The 18,354-nt window shown below is 64.0% G+C and carries 18 protein-coding genes and 1 pseudogene; all 19 read right to left on the reverse strand.

Annotated features, from left to right (window positions below; genetic code table 11):
- Positions 1 to 21: 21 nt before the first annotated feature.
- Complete coding sequence (locus ACN6O8_RS09845) at positions 22 to 441, reverse strand: hypothetical protein (protein WP_427990867.1); 420 nt, start codon at positions 439 to 441, stop codon at positions 22 to 24.
- 683 nt (positions 442 to 1,124) lie between these two features.
- A complete protein-coding gene (locus ACN6O8_RS09850) occupies positions 1,125 to 2,147 on the reverse strand; it encodes a hypothetical protein (RefSeq protein ID WP_427990868.1) in 1,023 nt (340 codons plus the stop codon).
- Positions 2,148 to 2,283: 136 nt separating this feature from the next.
- On the reverse strand, positions 2,284 to 2,556 hold the full coding sequence (locus ACN6O8_RS09855; RefSeq protein WP_427990869.1) for a hypothetical protein: 273 nt from the start codon (positions 2,554 to 2,556) through the stop codon (positions 2,284 to 2,286).
- 26 nt (positions 2,557 to 2,582) lie between these two features.
- Positions 2,583 to 3,608, reverse strand: a complete 1,026-nt coding sequence (gene virB11 / locus ACN6O8_RS09860; RefSeq protein ID WP_427990870.1) for a P-type DNA transfer ATPase VirB11 — start codon at positions 3,606 to 3,608, stop codon at positions 2,583 to 2,585.
- Positions 3,609 to 3,766: 158 nt separating this feature from the next.
- Positions 3,767 to 4,147 carry a hypothetical protein gene (locus tag ACN6O8_RS09865; protein WP_427990871.1) on the reverse strand — a complete coding sequence of 127 codons (381 nt, stop codon included), beginning with the start codon at positions 4,145 to 4,147 and terminating at the stop codon, positions 3,767 to 3,769.
- A gap of 593 nt (positions 4,148 to 4,740) precedes the next feature.
- The gene (locus ACN6O8_RS09870; RefSeq protein ID WP_427990872.1) at positions 4,741 to 5,253 is read right to left on the reverse strand and encodes a TrbI/VirB10 family protein; all 513 of its coding nucleotides are present in this window, start codon (positions 5,251 to 5,253) and stop codon (positions 4,741 to 4,743) included.
- Between the two features lie 184 nt (positions 5,254 to 5,437).
- Positions 5,438 to 5,845, reverse strand: a pseudogene (locus tag ACN6O8_RS09875) (lytic transglycosylase domain-containing protein); the annotation flags it as partial.
- On the reverse strand, positions 5,845 to 6,654 hold the full coding sequence (locus ACN6O8_RS09880) for a TrbM/KikA/MpfK family conjugal transfer protein (RefSeq protein ID WP_427990873.1): 810 nt from the start codon (positions 6,652 to 6,654) through the stop codon (positions 5,845 to 5,847). The pseudogene ACN6O8_RS09875 and the gene ACN6O8_RS09880, both read right to left, overlap by 1 nt.
- Before the next feature lie 145 nt (positions 6,655 to 6,799).
- Positions 6,800 to 7,747 carry a hypothetical protein gene (locus ACN6O8_RS09885; protein ID WP_427990874.1) on the reverse strand — a complete coding sequence of 316 codons (948 nt, stop codon included), beginning with the start codon at positions 7,745 to 7,747 and terminating at the stop codon, positions 6,800 to 6,802.
- A gap of 65 nt (positions 7,748 to 7,812) precedes the next feature.
- Positions 7,813 to 9,081 carry a type II secretion system protein gene (locus ACN6O8_RS09890; protein WP_427990875.1) on the reverse strand — a complete coding sequence of 423 codons (1,269 nt, stop codon included), beginning with the start codon at positions 9,079 to 9,081 and terminating at the stop codon, positions 7,813 to 7,815.
- A gap of 54 nt (positions 9,082 to 9,135) precedes the next feature.
- A complete protein-coding gene (locus tag ACN6O8_RS09895; RefSeq protein WP_427990876.1) occupies positions 9,136 to 9,777 on the reverse strand; it encodes a type 4 pilus major pilin in 642 nt (213 codons plus the stop codon).
- A 36-nt stretch (positions 9,778 to 9,813) separates the two neighbouring features.
- Positions 9,814 to 10,929, reverse strand: coding sequence for a hypothetical protein (locus ACN6O8_RS09900; RefSeq protein ID WP_427990877.1), 1,116 nt, complete (start codon positions 10,927 to 10,929; stop codon positions 9,814 to 9,816).
- Positions 10,926 to 12,755 (reverse strand): ATPase, T2SS/T4P/T4SS family, encoded by a 1,830-nt coding sequence (locus ACN6O8_RS09905; RefSeq protein WP_427990878.1) that lies wholly within the window; start codon positions 12,753 to 12,755, stop codon positions 10,926 to 10,928. Before ACN6O8_RS09905 ends, ACN6O8_RS09900 begins: the two co-directional genes overlap by 4 nt.
- The gene (locus ACN6O8_RS09910) at positions 12,752 to 13,318 is read right to left on the reverse strand and encodes a hypothetical protein (RefSeq protein ID WP_427990879.1); all 567 of its coding nucleotides are present in this window, start codon (positions 13,316 to 13,318) and stop codon (positions 12,752 to 12,754) included. Before ACN6O8_RS09910 ends, ACN6O8_RS09905 begins: the two co-directional genes overlap by 4 nt.
- Positions 13,302 to 14,729: a hypothetical protein gene (locus ACN6O8_RS09915; protein ID WP_427990880.1), complete on the reverse strand. Its 1,428-nt coding sequence runs from the start codon at positions 14,727 to 14,729 to the stop codon at positions 13,302 to 13,304. Before ACN6O8_RS09915 ends, ACN6O8_RS09910 begins: the two co-directional genes overlap by 17 nt.
- A 1-nt stretch (position 14,730) precedes the next feature.
- Positions 14,731 to 16,446, reverse strand: coding sequence for a type II secretion system protein GspD (locus tag ACN6O8_RS09920; protein WP_427990881.1), 1,716 nt, complete (start codon positions 16,444 to 16,446; stop codon positions 14,731 to 14,733).
- Positions 16,447 to 16,471: 25 nt separating this feature from the next.
- Positions 16,472 to 17,197 carry a TcpQ domain-containing protein gene (locus ACN6O8_RS09925; protein WP_427990882.1) on the reverse strand — a complete coding sequence of 242 codons (726 nt, stop codon included), beginning with the start codon at positions 17,195 to 17,197 and terminating at the stop codon, positions 16,472 to 16,474.
- A 38-nt stretch (positions 17,198 to 17,235) separates the two neighbouring features.
- Positions 17,236 to 17,577, reverse strand: coding sequence for a hypothetical protein (locus ACN6O8_RS09930; RefSeq protein WP_427990883.1), 342 nt, complete (start codon positions 17,575 to 17,577; stop codon positions 17,236 to 17,238).
- Positions 17,561 to 17,872, reverse strand: coding sequence for a hypothetical protein (locus tag ACN6O8_RS09935; RefSeq protein WP_427990884.1), 312 nt, complete (start codon positions 17,870 to 17,872; stop codon positions 17,561 to 17,563). Before ACN6O8_RS09935 ends, ACN6O8_RS09930 begins: the two co-directional genes overlap by 17 nt.
- Positions 17,873 to 18,354: the final 482 nt, after the last annotated feature.

Genomic DNA, 18,354 nt, shown 5'->3' on the forward strand with positions numbered 1-18,354 from the left:
GGTGTTCATGGGGAAAGGTTCCTATTTGCGGCGGCCCATTTCGGCCAGTTGGTTGAGATCGATCGGGGCTTGAGACTTGCGCAACTGCACGAGGTCAGCCTTGCTGGTGATAGCTCCAGTTGCGCGGGGAGACTGTTGTGTTGTTGGCAGGGCCGTCTGCAGGCTGGGTGTGGCGGCGACTTGGCCAGCGGGCGCCTTCGCGGCCAAGTTCCTTGTGTGGTGTCGCCACCGCGAAAGCGCCTTGCGTAGTGCAGCGGCGTTAACAGGAATACCGGCTGCAGTCATCGTCGCTGCTAGGCTTTCATGAGGAACGCCTTGTCGAGACAGTTCGTCGACGACTGGCAACAATGTGCGTAATTGCGCGCGGCGAACTTGCGCTGTGAGATTCCGCATGTCCGAGACGAGCGCTTCAAGGGAAGGCGTGGTAGTGGGGGTCATCATTTCTCATCGTGAAAATGCCCTCCGGGGCTGGATGCCCGGGGTTCGAGGGAGGGGGAGCCGCGCCCGAGTGGGCGCGGGGGAACCGTTGCGGTTCCCCCAGGGGGTCGGAAGCGCGGACGCCGCAGGCGGCCGGCCAGGGGGGCAGCATGCCCCCGCGCTTTGGGGGCTGCGTTTCCCCACCCGGCGGGCGGGGTATCCGCCGGGAGGGGGGGGCTGATGCTTGTGGCCCGGGCAGGCAGTTGGCGCAGCTTGGGGAAGGGTGGGCCTGGGTGTGCTGCCGCAGCGGCTATGGGGTGAGGTCGGCGTAGGCAGGGCGCGGCGGGCTGTTAAGCCCAGCCGCAAGCCCGGGGGGACACCATTCCCCCGCCCGGTGGCGCACAGCGCCATCGGGAAGGGGGACTGATCCTTGGGTTTCAGGCCGGCGCCGCAGGCGGCGGGGCGAAGGGAGCGTAGCGACCGGAGGGTAGGCGGATCGGCCGCCGATTGATGACGGCGCCTTGCGCGCGCGTCTCCCTCTATAAACCTATAAAACCTAAATACCTTTTGTGTCCCGTTTTCGGGCCTGTCTCCGGTACCGTTTTCGGGCCAGCCTCAGGCGGAATTCGGGCCTGTCTGGTGCCTAAATCGGGCCTGTCCCGTTTTCGGGACACCCTACCAATTTCGGGCTTGTTTGTGGATAACTTTCATGAGGGTACCGGTATGCCTGCGGCCTCATGTACCCGTATTCGGAAGGCGTGATTCGGCTCGTTGGCCGCTTGCCGAACACCAAGCTCCTGGCCTTTGGCGACAATGCCGCTCCAGCTGCTGTGCCACGGTTTCTCAATGGATAGTCCACCCCGCTCTCGGAAGACCCAGAGGCGCCATGCGGCGAACCAGTCCTCTGCATAACCTGCCTGGCCAGGTTTGGAACGCCAGTAGGCGCTGAATGTGAGGGCCATCGCCTCCACCCTGTCGACGTCCCAGTGCGGTCGCACACGTAGCGTCCAGTCACGCCAGCGCGCAGGTAGCGTCCAGTCGGCAGGCAAGCGGGAGGCCGCGCCCGCGGCGGTAGCCGTAACACGTCTGATCTTGGACTTCTCTTGGCGACGAGTTCGAGCCGGGGGGGTAGCCGCCGCCGGAGCCGAGTTGGCGAAAGCCGGCGCCAGTTCGGCACCCACCTCCTGGCCAGGGCTGGCAGTGCCGCGGGATGCGTCGAGCGACATCATCGAGTTCTCGATCATGGCTGGGACGAGCCGCTCGATGTCGTCCATGTGACCGTCGTAGGACAGTTCAGGGACATTTTGGGTACTCTGGAGGGACTGAATCTCCTCCAAGTCGGACGTCGCGTCTTCGTGTGCCGGAGCCTCCTTTTCGTCCACACGCTGGTGGCAGGCTTCTTGCGATGCGGCGCCGGCGGCGGAGTCGAGCAAGGGCAAGCCGACGCGCGGCACTGCGGTCGGCCGCAGGCGATAAACCGGGCAATTGCGGCTGAACCCGGCTCTAGCGCCGGTATCGGCGATGACGCCCAGATCGCGCAATCGGCCCAAGGCGTCGATGACGGTCTTGCGGTTCAGGTGCGTCACCCTGGCCAAGTGCTCGACCGACGCGAATACTGTCCAATCGGTTGCATCAAAGCGCACCAGGTGCGCCAACTCCAGCAGCACCAGCTTGTTAGATGATTTTTGGACGTCGGCCATCCTGGCCCACTTGGAGGCTTCAATACTCATCACCAGCCCCTTGCGTATCGATTTGATTTGCCCGGAAAAAGGAAATCAGAGGTCTGCATTTCGGACAACGTCGAATTCGACAGGGGCAAGGCTCGAACGGGTCGACCTCCGTGTGGCTGATCAAGATGTGTGACTGTCATGGCTGGGTTTCCTCGAAAGTTTCCCGAATGGAACGTCGTGCTTTGAGCGGCAGGCCATGGGCCTCGTAGAACTCGCGGCGTGCGAGCAGCCAGGCCTTGTACGGCCAGTTCTTGCGCTCGCCCCAGGGGTAGGCGTCGCGGATGGCCACGTGGGTTCGATTGGTGGATGCGCCCATGGCCACGCAGCGGTCGTAGACCTCCTGCATGATCTTGTAGGCCGCAAGAACGCGCGGGCTGCGCGATCGGGAATGATCGGAGCCAAGAGTCATGGCGGTACTCCGGGGAAATGAAGAAATCAGGCGGGCGGGATGCGCGCAGGATTGAAAAACACTTCGCGCAGTTGGTAGTCGGCGAAGTACAGCGAGATATCCAGCGTCCCGTACAGAAATTGCCGCAGGGTTTGCACGTCGATCTGCTGGGCGGTGGGCGACTGCTTGACCAGCAGCGCCACCCGGTTGAAGACGTCGCGGGCGCTATTGGCGTGGGTGGTGGTGACCGATCCGGGGTGGCCGGTGTTCAGGGCCGTGAGGTACTCCCACGCCTCGGGACCACGCAGTTCGGACAGGAATATCCGGTCGGGCGACATGCGCATGCAGGCCGCGATGCACTCGAAGGCGGAGACCTGGCCCGCGCCGGCGCCATAGATCATGTGGACCCGGTTGCGATGGTTGGGCAACAGCAGCTCGTGGACGTCTTCGATAGTGATCAGCCGCTCCCAACCGGGCACGCGTTCGATGAGGCTGCGCGCGAAGGTGGTCTTGCCGGAGCCGGTCTTGCCGCTGATGATGAGGTTGTATCGCCCCTGTATGGCCAGGTGCAGGAATTCCCGCATCCGGCCCGCCCGAAGCAGTTCGAGCAGCTCGCGGTCCCGATCATTCAGCGCGGCATGGTCATGGACGGGGGGGCTGACGTTCTGCCAATTGGAGAACGCACCCTCGGCCTCCAGTTCTTCGAGTGTCTTGACCAGGACGCTGTGCTTGCGGATGTTGAGCGATATCGTGCCGTCGACCACCGCCGGGGGCTGAGCGCAATTGAAGCGCTCGCCGCCCGGCAGAATCAGCGACATGATGGGCAGGAAGTCCACCCGGTTGTAGCTGGCGGCTGCGGCGATCAAGGCTTGCAGGTAGCTGAAGCTCAGTTCAGGGGTGTCGTGGACTCGCCAGCGGCCACGCTCCAGCACAAACAGATCGAAGGGGCGGGTGATGGTGAGTTCGCGCACGTTGTCATCCTGCATGAACCCGGCGAGCGGCCTCATGAGCTGGTCGAGCGCGAGCGCGCGGTCGACCTCGCCCGCTCGCGGGGCGTGAGAATGGTTTTGCATGGGGGGATTCCTGGGCGTTGTGCGGCCAAGGCGCTGTAGAGGTACGCCTATGCCCACGCTAGCGTTGGATCAAAGGTGTTGCGTATTGATCGGCCTGGCACGGCGCAAATCGGCTGGGCTAAGCCTGCGTTGAAATGCACCGTGGGCGGCAGGATAGGTCAGGTGAAGGGATGGCTCCGCAGGACCTCGCTCTCCAGGATCTCAAGTGCCTGAATGTACGCTGGCTGGTCAGCTGGAACATGCCAGGAGCGCCGCGAGAGATCCGCATGTGGATCTTTGAGCTTGACCATGAAGTCCATCAGCAGATAGGAAACGGTGGCGCGCGTATCGGCGTGTGTGCGTGGCGGCCAGCCATTCAGGCATCGGGATCGACATATGACGAAGATCACCGTGATGGCTTCGCTGCGACGCTCATTCCTCATAGAGACAGACGGCAGCCCTAGCGAGGGGTTGTGAACGATCCACGGGATTGCTTGGATTAGGTTCACCATAAGCCCAAATGCGGCATGGGAATCTACGGTCTTGATGCTCTTATCCATGTGAGAGCCCCTCCATGGGATGCTGCGCGATCCGAGCAAAACGAAAGCCCATTCGTAAGACTTTTTTACCCGAGCTACCGGCTGGGCGGCTGCTTTGAGGGGTGTTATTTAGTCCTAGATTTGAGAAATTGGGGGGATTCGAATGTTAGTTGGCTGAGCAGGTCGACATGGTCGGGTTAAGGCTGCGAGCTCAAGCGAGCGCTTCACGCCACGTGGTTACGTTGCTCGTTACGGCAAGTAGCCGAGGCTGGGCCGCCGCCGCGCGTGCCGCGGCGAGTTTCATGGCCAGGCTGTAGCACAGTGGTCGGTGCGTCGCCGGCCGGTGAGGAGCGCGGGTGGCGCAGCGATGGCCGGCGGGGCTTCGAGATCCATCTTGCAGCGCCTGGGCTTGCCCAGCGGGTAGATCCGGGGTGTTTCTCGCACCATTGCTGAGGGTGGCCTCGGTCTCCCCAATGACTGGGACAATCTGGCGAAATCCATTCGCCGATGAGGTAGAAATCGGATTCTTGTGGCGAGGCATTTGCTGCTCCAAGTAAGGCGTGGGATTGCGGGGTAAACAGAACTTGTGATGAGCACCAGTCATAGGCGTAGGCTCAACGGCTTGAACCGTGCTTGGGCCGCAGTGCGTAAACGCCGCTGAAATCCAGATCCCGCGCCACGTAGATGCCAACCCGGCCCCCCTGGTTGCGATACAGCGTCGGCGGGATATTTATGGTGTGATCGAGCACGGTGGCCACGGCGTCCTGCGCGGCGCTGCTGGTGCCATCGAGTCGGAAGGTGTTGTTGTTTTGGCTACCCCCGCGGTTGCCCGCCCAGGTCCCCACGTCACCAATCAGGCTGACCAGAATGGCCGCGCCAAAGCGTTCCGAGAAGTGCGTGTCGATGTAGCCGTCCAGGCCAGATTCACCGAGCGGCCCCGTACCCGGCGAGTCGAGGTTGATGACCACGCCTTCCGGGGTCTCCATCCGCGACCAGACCACTCCAATACGGGGCTGGCCCTGCGCCAGGACGCTCTGCTGGTAACCCACGAACTTGCTGCCTCGATCCACGAGGGAAACGCGGCCGCTGGCCGAGCGCACGTCGTGGGTGGCGTAGCAGGTGATCATCCCCGCCTGCGCGCTCAAACGCGTCCGTGTGTGGCGGCGATCTTGCTTCTGCGGAGCTGGCCGCTCGCTTGTTCGAATATGGCGGCGGCGTGGGTCCGGCCCGGTCGCCCGGGGCGCAAACCTGTTGCAGGGCGGGGATGCGTACGCCGCCGGCGGCCAGGACGTGGGCGACGTAGCCGTTCTTGAAGCCTTTACTCAGAGTGCCGGTGTTGTAGCAACTGAACGTGGCATACAGCGCAGGTTGGCCAGGAGGGTGAACCTTGACGGCATGCTGATAGCAATCGACGAGCAGCCGCTGCGCGGCATTGAGGTTGGCGCAGGGATCGAAGATGGTTTCCGCGGTGAGGCCGAGCCGTTCCCAGTTGCGCACGTTGATCTGGCCGTAGCCGGCATCAAAGTCCACGCCGCGGGCAATGAGCTGGCGGGCCTGGGCGGTGGCGTCTTGACGGGTCTTGGGTCGAAGCGTGCGCGGCGGGTTGCTGTTGATGCCGATTGCCAGCGGATCGAAGCCGGACTCGTGGCGCACCACGGCGGCCAGAGTGGTGACGTGCACGGCCGGCGCGCATTCGTGCGCCAGGGTGGAGAAGTCCATCAGTCGCCTCCATGAAAGCCGAGGTATTGGTTGCGGTCGCGAGGATGGCGGCGAGCTTGGGCCTGCTGGTAGTTCGCCTGCTCACGCTCATAGTCCTTCGCCTCGACCCAATAGCCGCCCTGACCAGGCGTGCCGACATAGCGCGGCTTGGCGCCGTCAAGGTCTGCGTATTGGTGCGACAGATAGGAGGAGCAATAGCTCGGCAGCCGGTTGTCGATGATGAGGTAGTAGCGCAGAACCCCGCCGGCCCGCCGCGCCAGGTCTCGGTTCAGCGAAGACACGTCGCATCGGCCAGCGCCATGGGACATCGCATGCACCAGGTCAGACATTTCAGGCGTTGTTGATGCCGCGGGACATAGCTTGAGAAAGTCATGCCTGGCGGAAATGGTCTTGGAGAGCTTCCTTTTATGGATACCGAAGTAGCGCGAGAGGGACGAGGCGCATTCGCTTGGGCGGGTGCCGCTAGACAGGCACATGATGGCTTCACACGCCAGGCGTTTGTCGCCGGTGAGTAGGTCAGGTGAGGGGGGCTGGGCGAAGACGGATGACGAAGAGAAAAGCAAGACGAAGAGAATCGGCGCCCAGAGGCGCGTGTCTGGTTGTGGCATGAGGTTTTCCCGAGATGAAGGGCGATGGCGATGCGTGCAGAAGGTATACGGCTGGCTTGCGATCGAGTTCGGCTCCAAGGTCTGGACGCCGGGAAGCCTGAAATTGCGGGCGATACCTGGATTGGTAATTTCGTCCCATAACTGCGAGGTTTTAGGGGAAGGCATTGTTATCGGGAAGAAAGGCCGATAGTGTTCCGCCATCACGACTCGTTTTGGCTTCTCCTAAAAGTTCAGTTCGATCGCGATACGAGCCTCTGCCTGGTGGGTCCAGACAGAGGCTCACTTGTTTTGGCGTGATGCTCTTCCCATCGTCTTAGTCACCAGCGGTGTGGGTTCGCCAGGCAGGCTACGTGCCACCGATGCAGAAGTACTTCAAATCCATTGATGACTTTCCCCAGTGCACCCTGATTGTGTCTCCTGCTGTTGTCCGGGCGACACTGTATGTTGCTTCCCCCTTTGCGTCCGTCACAGTCTCTTTTCGGCGATTTTGCACGCTGTGGAGCGGAGTCCACGTCAGCTTAATCCCCTTGGCCGGGGTGCCATCGGGAAACGTTGCGCGGACAGTGAACCAAGGAAATGTGCAATGCAAGGCGTCTGGGGCCTGCACTCTTGTAAAGTTCACCTGGGAAGGCAAGGGTGGGTCCACAGGCTCACGACAGAGTTCATAGCTTGTTGTGTCAAACGAGTCGCCTTGATTGGGTGCGAGTGTGCCTGTGCGGTAAAGCCAGCCGTCTTTTGCCAGCCCTTTGACCGCCTCGTAACCAGGAATCTGTCCGTAGGTGTGTACCGCGCTATTGACGATGATGGCGCCCTGCCATTGCATGACGGTAACGGGATCGCCGCCAGGTAGCCGGAAGAACACGATCTCCGTCTTTCCCGGTTCGTATCGGCAATCGCCAGAGGCCGGCGCTGACGACGCTCGGCAATCCCCCGCCCAGGTACCCCAGTCTTCGTAGACCACATTTTGCGGGTCGGCTTGTAGGGCGTATGCGACGCGCGTTCGTGCGCGCGTCCCGGTCTGGCCTACCGGGCATTGTGTCGATTCGGACTGCTCTTGGGCAATACGGCATCCGCCATAGGTGGTGTGCCAGGCGTAGCCCGGGTTGCAGCCTCCTGGGGGAAGCGGGGCGCTTTGGCCGACATGGACGGCCATGGTGTTGATGTCGGTCTCGAGATTGACATTGGCCTGGTTGGCGGTAGGCGCGGCGGCTTGCGCTGCCGCGAGGGGAAACAGGATCAGGCCGGCCAGGAGCAGCGCGCGCCGGCCTTGCCGCTGCCGCGAAAGGTAGCTCATTGGAAGCACCACGGTAGTAGATGGGTGTGACGCCGTCGCGCCCGATGCTTATAGCCGGCCGCGGCTCAGTTCCTGCAGCCCTGGATCAGGGCAGCTCGAGCGCTCATGTCCGATGGCGAAATCACGATGCGGTCGTTTGCAACACTCACCGCCTGGGCGACGTGGACGGAGCTGGCGCCGGCGTTCTGGAACGTGCCGGAGAACGCGCCGCCAACGGTGACGGCGCCAGCGGCGTTGACCTGGCCGCTTCCCTGGATGACCCCGCCGACCGAGCCGGCGATGTTCACGTCTGGGCCGCCCACGGTCACGTCCATGGTCTGAAGGGCCACGTGGCGCCACGGCTGCTGGCCAGTAGGGCATATCAATGCGGGCACTGCCGCGCCGTTGGGCAAGTCTTGATAGGCCGCGGTGATCACGTGGCCTGTGCGCAGGAGCCAGACACCGTCCAAACATTGCGCCAGCATGCTTTCCTTGGTCGAGGCATACAGGCCTTCTGGGACGCAATGCTCGCCAGCGACGGCGGCTGTGTTGAGCAGCAAGCCGGTATTGGTTTGAATGGCCAGATCGACCGTCAGCGTGTTGTGCAGGGTGACGGGACGGGTGTCGCCGTGCCGCACGAATTGGCCGAACGGCGTCGCGTCCAGACCGGCGGCGAGCACCACGTGCCCCGGTGCGTCACCAAAGTCGAACCAGGCGCGGGGTACGTCCATGAGTGCGCCCTGCACATTGGCGCTGTTCAATGCGTCGTGTCCGCCGTAGCCGCCGGCTGCTTGCAGGACCTGGCCCAGCAGCGCTTGCGAATACCGCGCACGTGCGCCGTCAGGCGTGGTGCAGACAGCGCTTTTGCGCATGCTGCGCTGGGCGCTGATCGGATGGCAGGTGTAGACAAAGGCGCTGGTGTGGCAGTCCGGTGAGGGGCAGGCCCCCTGGCGTACCAGAACGAACCTGGCCAGATCTCCAAGTGCTGGATAGCGTGGCGTACCGGCCGGCAAAAGCCCCAGGTTCCTGAGTTCCTCCACGCCGCCGTAAGCGGCCTGGACGCCACCTGTGGCAATCCATACCAATTTGGGGACGGCGGGTGCGGACACATCGGGTAGGCTTTCGCCGCGTAGCCAGGCTTCGTGCTTGAGCTGCAGGTCGACGACGGCTGTGCGCAGTTGCAGCAAGTATTTGGCCGTGCCGCGCGCGGCGGCGTCGTCGATTTCCCGTTTCACCAAGTGGGCGGCAAGCGTCACGACGATGGTGGCCACCACGATGGCGATGATCGTTTCGACCAGGCTGAAGCCCCGTTGCTGGCGGCGGATGGTGAGAGAGAGGGGCCGAGCCGGCCGCATAGCGATTGCTCCGTAGAGGGTGCGGCAGTTCCGCCGAAATCGGGGTTGATGCGCTCACCGTGTCGCAAAGACAAAGGTGTTGCTGTCGCCCTTGACGCACAGATCCTGCGCGGTGACGGGGTTGAACGAGCCGGTTTCGCTGTTGGCGCCAAGGGTCTTGGCCGCGGTCCCGTTGACGCTGATCGTTTCCGAGACGCCGTTCAGGGTCGAAGCGAGGGTGGGGCACGCCGTGGCATTCACGTTGGTGAGCGTGACGGCGAACGCGCTGCCCATGGGGCCGCCGCCCAAGGCGGTCGGCGCCACGGTGATTGTGCCGTTGGTGCCGGTTCCCGTGCCGCCCAGCCGGTGGGCGACAACCTTCCCGTTTACTCGGAACACAGAGGAGTCCTGCATGGCGGGAATGAGGTTCTTGGCTGTGTCGATGGCGGCATACGGGGTGGGGTTGTCGCTCTCGCCTAGCAGCTTCGTGCGCGACATGTATCGCTGCAGTTCGCTTGCCGTGGACGGTACTCGCAGTTCGATCCAGAGACCTTTGACAGTGGGATACCCGAGGATGGCTGCAACCATGGAGATCACGATGACGACCAGGGTTTCCGCCAGACTCAGGCCGAGCTGTCGGCGCAGCCCGCGTGGGCCGCTGCGCTGCGCTGCGGCAGATGAAGACCCTGCGGCAGGAAATTTGGGATTCAGGGGCATGAGGTACTCCAGTGAATGTAAGAGCTGGGTGATGGTCTATGCGCCGGCGTCGAGCATGAGCGCATTGCGCAGATCCCAGATGACGGCGTAGTGCCAGATGAGCAGTCCCAGCATCGCTGCAATGGAAATGATCAGGACGGTCCAGCGCAACCATTGGGCGCGCGCTTGGACGCGTTTAAGAAGGGTGGTTTCCATTCGGGCGCGCGTCTTCTGCAGCGCGTTGTCCAGGCCTCGGGTGTTGGCCAGGTCCTCCAGGTACCAATAGGTTTCGCGGTCCAGCAGACCCACGTCAAAGACCGCGGCGCCGGCTTTGGCATCGTCGAGGCGGTGATGCATGGCGAGCAGCCGGTGGCTCAGCCACGGCGGGGCGCCCGTCAGTTGTAGGTCGATTGCCTCGCGGATCGATACCGTCTTGCCAGCGCGGGGCTTCAAGGCCGTGGCTGCGGTGCTGATGACACGGATGGCCTGAACATCCCGGTAAAGCCGGTAAGGCCCCCAGTTGTCCAGCCATCGCCTGAGGCGGCCGTCCAGGCGCGGAAACGAAACGACGAACAACGTGAGCGCCGCAACCGCCGTTCCCCATAGCGCGATGGTGTTGTCCCGGATCCACTTGGCCAGCCCAAAAAAGCTCTGGCTGTATGAGGCCAGGTAATGCGACGGAATATCCGGCATCGTTTCCAGCAATGTCGGGCCAGAGAAAAAGGGCAGCCCGACCATGAGAGACAGCCATAGCACCAACAGGGCGAACACGGCCGCAACGAGTGTTGATTTCAGGATCGACTTGAGCTGGGCATTGAGCCGCACCAGCCCGGCCATCTCCCGCAGTCCGCTGGCGAATACCGCCTGGCCCTGACGCTCGAGCGACGCGAACTCGGCCACTTCGGCGCGGGGCAAGGTGCCGAGCAGGGTACGGCCCATGTCGCCGGTTTCAGCCACCCGCAACGCCCAGCGGGCGGACAGAATGCCCCTGGGGCTGCGCGGGCCGTAGCGCTGCGCGTCGGTTTCCAGGATGTGCAGGATCGTGCGCTGGCCCTGTGTGTCCTGGATCATGTCGGCCAAGTACTCGTACCAGTCGGCGCGGTACTCGGAGAACTTGGATGCGGCGCGCCCGGCCTTGCTGAGGGCGAAAGGAACGGAGAAAGGCGGCCTCATCGCTTGCCTCCAGGCTTCAGGGTCATGAAAGACACGAAGAACGGCTCGATGTCGCGGGGATCCAGGATGCCCTGGCTCATCTTGTAGACGCCGCACTCCATCGCTGTCTTGCCATCCATGTCGGGATGGTCGAATGCGGCGGTGCGCCGGCCGGCGTAGATCTCGTGCAGGCGCAGCGTGTCGCCAGCGGTGATGGCGCGCAATGCGTCCGGATCCTGGCCGGGCTCGAAAAACTCGGCCACGGCCGTGCGGCCGCGGTAACCGAACAGCTCTGGGATGCCTTTGTTGCGGCAGCGTGGGCAGCCTTCAGGGTTGCGCACGCGCATGGTTTGGTGGCCGAAGTCATAGAGAGATTCGATGTGGCCCAGGTACTTTTTCCACCAGGCGCCGGGGCGGTGGATTCCCATACGGTCGGTCGCGCCGTCGAAGAGGGCTTGCGCCGGCAAGGCGCAGTCGCACATGACGGGCAACAGGGCCTGGTAGCCCAGCAGCTTGAGCATTCGGGGGGAACCGAGAACGCTGTAGGGTATGCCGATCTGTGGTGAAGCCAGCCGCTGCGGGATGTCTAGCATGCCGCAGACATGCAGCGTGGCGTAGCCGTTGCTGCCTGATTGCAGAATGTCCTGGAAGGCGGCGCCGGTGAGTTTGTCCCGGATTTCACCCAGATCGACATCGCTGGCGGCGGCTCGCTTAATTGCCATCAGCTTGGCCTGCATCACCTCTGCGTCTGAACCATCGAGGGCGCGGGCGAAGCTCGCCTGCAGCGCGCCGTCAATGAACAGCTCGATGGGGTCGCCCATCATCATCAGCTTGCGCGTCGGCGGAAGCCGCACGAGAAATTGCCCCATGGAAACGGTCTTGCCTGCGCCTGGCACGCCACCCAGAACGATGCCGCCGCCGTGACTTAGCAAGACGCGTTCGAACTGTTCGACCTGGGATGGGAGGAAGCCCAGCGTCGCCAGATCGATCACTTCGACCTTGGCGTCGATGTCGAGCAGACGCAGGGTGATCGAAGGCCCCTGGTCTGCTACAAATGATCCCCAACGCAGCATGTAGTTGCGATCGTCGACCACTTCGTAGAGACGGCCCTGCTGTTCTCTCGCCATGTCGAGGAACGAGCCGTTGCCGCCGACGACGTCTAGCCAGGCGACTCGCGCCATTTCCACCATCCGTTCCGTCGGCATGGCGAGGTTGGCCGGCGTGATGTACTGGCCGTCTATGGTGGCGCTGACACGGGAAACTGGCCGAGTGGCGTCCAGATGCAGGTGCAGGTCGCTGGCTTCCTTGCGGGCCGCCCAAGAGACCAGGTCATGAAAACCCGTGCGTACGGCCGATCGGCCGCCGGATGCGCTGCGCTCGCGCAGGTTGCGGTGGCGAAGGTCATCGGCCTGCATGCGTTCGCGTACGAGGGTGAGCAGGACGACGGGGCTGACGGTATAGACGGGGACAGCCTTGCCACGCGCCGCTTCGGCGGCGCGCGCCATGACGGCGCGAAAGATGTCTGAGTCGAGCTGGCCGCGTTTGGCGAACACAGCGTAGGTATTGCCCTCGAGTTCGGCCACGCAGGCGGTAACGGCGGCCGCCGAGCCGCACCAATCGACTCTCAGGGCGCGGAACGCGGGCGAGATCTTCTCGACGTCGGCTAGGTCCTCCAGGTCATGCTGCGGGCTGGATCTGCGCGGGGAATCCGAGGTGGCCGCGTCATAGGGCGGGGCATCAACGGCCGGGAGCGTGACGGACTGGGCGTCGGCGTCCGTGTCGTCGTCGAAGGAGTCACGGATGGCGTCGCGCGCGCGGCGAAATTTGTCGAGAAGGCGAAGGCTCATGGGGGGACGTGCTGCAGACAAAGGGTTAGTTGCTCGGCCGGTTCAACGGCTGTGCCTGGCTCGGCTGCGAGCGGCTGGCGAGCGGATGCTTGGGGCATCTTTCGAAAGACAGCGCAAGGTGTCTCGATTCGAATCAACCGCAGGTACGTGTCAGGGCCGGCCACCGGAGACGGGCGGCCCGATTGGAATACCCAGCGTTGATTGGCGCGCACAACGACGGCAGATAGGTTGCGGCCGACCCCCACGATGACCTGGAGCTGCATTACGGGTTGACCGGCGGCCTGTGCCGCTGGCGGATCGCTGGTCGCTGCAGTGGGTTGGCCAGCCGCGAAAGGGATGGCGCCCAGCGGCGCGGCGGGCGTGTTTTCGCGCTGCTCGATAAGAAGCGCCCGCCGGGCGTCGAGCTCCAGGATATCCCCGACCAATCGGCTGACTGGCGCGGGGGGAGGCGTGGGCGCAACGGCTTGAATGGCCGGCTCGGCTTTGCAGGCCGCGGCCGCCAGCAGGGCCAGCAGAACAGAGCTGGCGCGCCAACGGGCCTCGGCATTAAGGGGATTGAACATAGATCGTTCCTTTGAGCGTGGCCATGAATTGGCTGGTCAGCAGCGCGGGCTGTACCTGTGGCGCGTATCTGACCTGCAGTTGCGTGATGGCGCTGGCCGGCGGCAGCGGCAGGGCATAGAGCGAGCGCAAGGGCGCGTTGATGACGAGGTCGCGCGCCTGGGGCAAGGTCATTCCTGCGGGCAGCGCCACGGGCTGCTCCAAGCCATCAGGCAGCTTGATGTTGGGGGCTGGGATGGGCACTGCGGCAGCCGGTGAGAGCGTGAAATCGGCTAGCGCCGGCCGCAAGGCCTGCCACTGGGGCAGCCAGGACTCGTTCAGCGCACTGGCTGTCGGCAGGTCGGCAAGTGCCAGCCTGCGAGTGGCGCCGCTCCCCGCTGCTGCGCGGCCGGCGTCTTGATCGTCGATGGGAGCGATCGGCAAGTGCACGCTGGCGCTGTCCAGGCTGAGCCATTGGATGCCCCAGTTCTGGGGCAAGGCCGCGCGCAGGCTGCCGTTGTCCGCTAAGCGGGTGCGGCGGTACCAGGCTGCGCAACGCGATTCAGCAGGACGGCAGTCAACCTCCACCAGTTGCCACCGACCTGGCCTGGCGGGAACCTGGGCGATGGCGGCGAGAGTGCTCGCCAAGCCGGCGTTGCCGTCGACGCGAACGGAGTCCGCCCAGTTGGTCAGCGCCTGTTTCCAAAGGCCGGCCGCATCCACCTCGGGGTGAAGCGCTTGTTGACGCTGCTGTTCACGGATCTGGCGCTCTTGCCACCAGGACGCACCCGTGTCCCAGGCCAGATACGCCAACAGCAGTCCCAGGCCCCCCCACCAGGCCGGGGAAATCATCGAGAGCTTGAATGAGGCCCGGCGTAGCGCACATTGTTCGTTGGCCAGGGCCGCCAACTGCGGCAGAGAGAATGCCAACGCGCCGGCGACCTCGTTGCTGTATAGCTGAATGTCGCCGTAGCGTGTCCTTGCTTCGTCGATGGCCGCGTGCGCGTCGGCCGCGCTACGCAGGATCCGATCACCACCCGCCTGAACCACGCCGTCGACCGCCACCGCCAGCCAGATCGCCCCATCGGCCAGCGCGCACGACACGACGTGGGGGCCGTGCGCGTGCGCCTGGGCGAAGGCGGCTGCAGCGGAGAACAGCCGGTGGCGGGTTTTGGTTCGGATTTCTTTGCCGCTGGCCTTGAGCAAGCCGACGGCCGGGCTGCGCGCGCCGCTTTGCGTATAGTGGGTCGCCTGATTACGGCGAGCGGTGCGCAGCGCCTCCTGGGCGAGATCCTCGCCCAGGAGGGTTTGCCAAGTGAGCCCCAGTACGAGCTGGTTATCCGTGCCGGCGATGGGTACGAGGCGGTAGTTCTGCCTGGCGGGCTTCCGATCAGGCGGCCGGAGGTTCCTTGGGCGTTGCGGTTGTGGTGCCACTTCAGAATCCTTCTTCGGGAATGGCGGTCATCAGCAGCAGCGTGATCTGCTTGCTATCCAGCGCCGAGTCCGAGCCGCCCAGCGCAATCGGCGCGTTCTCGTCCAGGCGCCGGCGCGTGCTGTTGCCGGAGGACTGTTCCAGGCCGCCGATGAGCGCCACCTGGCCCGGGCGGAGTTCGACCTGCAGGATGGCGCCCTGGCCGCCGATGTTGGCCTGCTGCACATAGGACGGATAGTCAGGCGATCCGAATTCGACCTTTTTCAGTGCGCCCAGCAGCCGCGTGTCGTCGTAGGAGACCGTCAATTGCACCCGGCCATCGTCCTGGGCGTTGGGCACGACGGTTAGGAACGTACCGACGGTTTTCTCATCCTGTGTGACGGTCACGGTAGGCGCGGTGACGTTGGAGGTGCTTTGCGTCTGCTGCAGATCCTTGATGTATGGGACGTTCTGGTGCGCGGCCAGCGTGGCCGGGCGAAGATTCGAGGCCAGGAGCGGAATGGTGGTGTGACGCACCACCGTGCCCATTTCATTCAGGGCATTGAGCAGAAGCTTCGACCCCGCAAAGGGGCCGCTCCCCACGGTTGCACCCAGCGCGCCCGCCGCCTTGGTGGAGTCCAGCAACGCGCCCGGCGCCTGGCCCGCCGCGGCATTGGCGCGGCCCAGGCTGTCGTAGATCAGGCGCCAGTCGAGGGCGGCCTGGCTCGTGTGATTGAGCTGGACCGTGATTTCTTCGAACAGCATGCGCACGCTGCGCGACATGATGCGGTTCTCAGCTTCCAGAAAACGGCCTACCGCATCGAGCGCGTCCTTGGTGTCGGTGACGACGATGCTGTTGGCAGCGCCGTTCGCTGCCTTGACCACGCCAGCGCGGGTCAGGAACTGGCTGACCTTGGCGATGACGGCGTCGGCGGGCACGCCCTGGCCGACGGTCGAATACTTGGAGCGGTTCTGCGAGGCGAACTGTCCGTCGGCGTTCTGCGATCCGCCTTGGCCGGACAGTCCAAGCTCCAGGCTGGTCTCGGGCGTCAATTCCAGCGCTTTGACATAGAAGGTGCGTGTCTCGGTGCGGTAGATGCGGATCGCGCCGACTTCCGGGTCATAGCGCCAATAGACGCCGCGGCGCAAGGCTTCAGCATCCAGCACCGTCGAAAGCGGCACCTCGCCAGCCGGGAAGGGGCGCATCTTGGTGCGCCCGACGTTGCGGGGCAGTGCCGGGCCTTGCACGCGGTCCACAGCTGCCTCAGGTACGAGCGCCGGCACAAGCACCTCGGATCCGCCATCGGCCACGGCAGCCATGTCCACCGGCACTTGATCGCCGCCCAGGCGCGGCAAGAAATACTCGCGCGGCAGCAGCGCGTCGGGGGATACCTGCGTAAGAATGCCGGTGGCAAGCTGGATGCGCGCGGCAAAGGTGACCAGGTCGGGCGCGCCGTCCTCGAACAGCATGGTGGTGTTGACGTTGGCGCGCAGCGCTGCCGGCAGCGATACGTCGCGGGCCAGCGGCTGAGGCCGGCCCGCGACCCAGGGCAGATCCACAACCTGGCCGCGCGCCCGGCCGGGGTCGCGGACTTGATCTTTGAAGGCATCCAGGGCGCGATCGCCGTGGAGACGCTCAGCGCCCGCGCGTTCGTTGATTTGGTCGGTGGCCTTGAGAGCCGAGCAGCCGCCCAGCGCAACAAGCGCAAGGAAGGCCGGCAGAATGCGGAGACGGGACATGAAGGGAATCCTGGTGGCGCCGCGTTCAGGGCGACAGTGTGGAGAGTGCGGCGCTGCCGCAACTACGAGCGAAAGGCACCATTCGCAGTACGCGATTGGCGTAGAAGCATGGCCGCACGGGTGACTCGGTCATGGCGATGGCCTGCGAGAGGGCTTGGGTTGCCTCTTGAAACGACTCGGCTTGGAATTCCGCGGGCGCTTGAATCGGCAAGTCGAAATTCAGTTCCCATTGGTCCGGACCGAACGTCCAGTTCGCCTGGGCCGCCCATCGGGTCAGAGCCTGGCGCACCGTACGATCGGCCGGGTCGATGCGCCAGATCTCCTTGACCGCGACCGGAATCGGGACCGGCTCCGAGACTGGCGGGGCCGATTCGGCGGTGGAGGCTAGCGGTATATCCGCCGGCGGTTGATCCGAAGGGCCTGTAGCAGCCGGCGCCGGCGCGTGGACAGCCTGCTCGGCGGGCTGCGCCGGCGGCGTTGGCTCTTGGGCAGGCGGGGCTTTTGGAATGGGGATGGAGCGGGCAATTTCATGGTTTTCGGCCGGCCCGGCAGGTGCTGTGGATGGGGACTCTATACGTGCGACTTCCACGGGACGCGCCGCAGCTTGACCGCGCAGGGTGATCCGAGGGTCTTCCCGGTTGATGCGGACACGCGGAGTGTCGGGAGGCGCAGGCGGCTTGGGCGGAGCAAATCCGCAGGCCGAAAGAAGGCAGGCCGCCAAGGTCAGGGCGGCCACATGGTGCACGTGCATGGTGGCTCCGAAGAGATATCTGGCAGCAGCGCCCGAAGCTAGCTTTGCGTCGGGCTGGAGGGCGACCAGGGGAGGATCCCCTGGCGTTCTAGCTCCATTCGAACGGCTCGCTGGTCGCCGGGCGGCGTTTGGCGGCGGATCAAGAGGAGCAATTCCAGGAGGATGGGTAGCAGTGGGTGGTCGCCGGCCAGGCCATCGGCGTTGTCCAGCAACACCAACTGCAGCTGTGAAATCTGGTCTGTTAGGTAGTCGTCCGCCGAGAGGCGGTTACGCAGGTACTTCGAGAGGGTGGTGCCTGCCTTTGCGGCTGCCGACTCGTACCGTTCATAAACCTCGGGTTCAAGACGGAAGGAGGCGAGCCTGTCAAGGCGTGTTCGCATTGAGGCGTCCTTCGTCCACCAGGATCTTGCCGACTTCGGCCGCAAAGGCGCGGCGGAACGTGTCCTGGCGGACCAGATACTCCACCGCGGCGTCATCGTGCTGCGAGCTGTGCTCGCTCAGTTTCATATCTCGAAACTGTGCGACGGTCAGGCGGGTGGTGGATTGGAACCATTCGCGTGCGGCAAGGCGGGCGGCGCGTTCCGTCGAGGGATACTCAATGAGCATGTTACATACCTGGGTCACGAGTTTTCGCCATGTTCGACGTTGCGCATCAGTTCCAGCATCGTCGGTCATGAGGGCTTGTTGCCCGCAGTGGGGCTGTGGTTTAAGTACAGGGGAAAGAAATGAGGTTGCCGGGCGTCAATTCAGCTCGGGGATAGACGCGAACTTTCGGGGGCAGACGCTTGCGTGAGTTTTGCGTGGCAGCGTTGAGTCGTGTCAGGCAGCGTTTAGCAGTGGCAACAGCGGACGCTACTCTAAGTTATTGAAAAACAAAGGAAACTGATGGTTTTTCTTGCATGGGGTGCAAGGGGTCGCGAGTTCGAATCCCGCCGTCCCGACCAGCAATACCCTAGGGGGTTAGTGATGAAAATCACTAACCCCCTTTCTCATTTTCGCGCCATTATTTCGGCCATCCGATGCGCCAGATCGGCGCGCCGATCTGGCGCATGGCCGGAAGCGGGGCAGCGTGCTTGGTGACCCGCACGGCCTGCTCGTCCCACGGCACAGGGGATGGCGGACGAACGTGATCCCTCGCGTACGAAGACTACTTCGCC

The sequence above is a fragment of the Achromobacter sp. genome, assembly GCF_050285565.1.
Classification (GTDB): Bacteria; Pseudomonadota; Gammaproteobacteria; order Burkholderiales; family Burkholderiaceae_B; genus Achromobacter.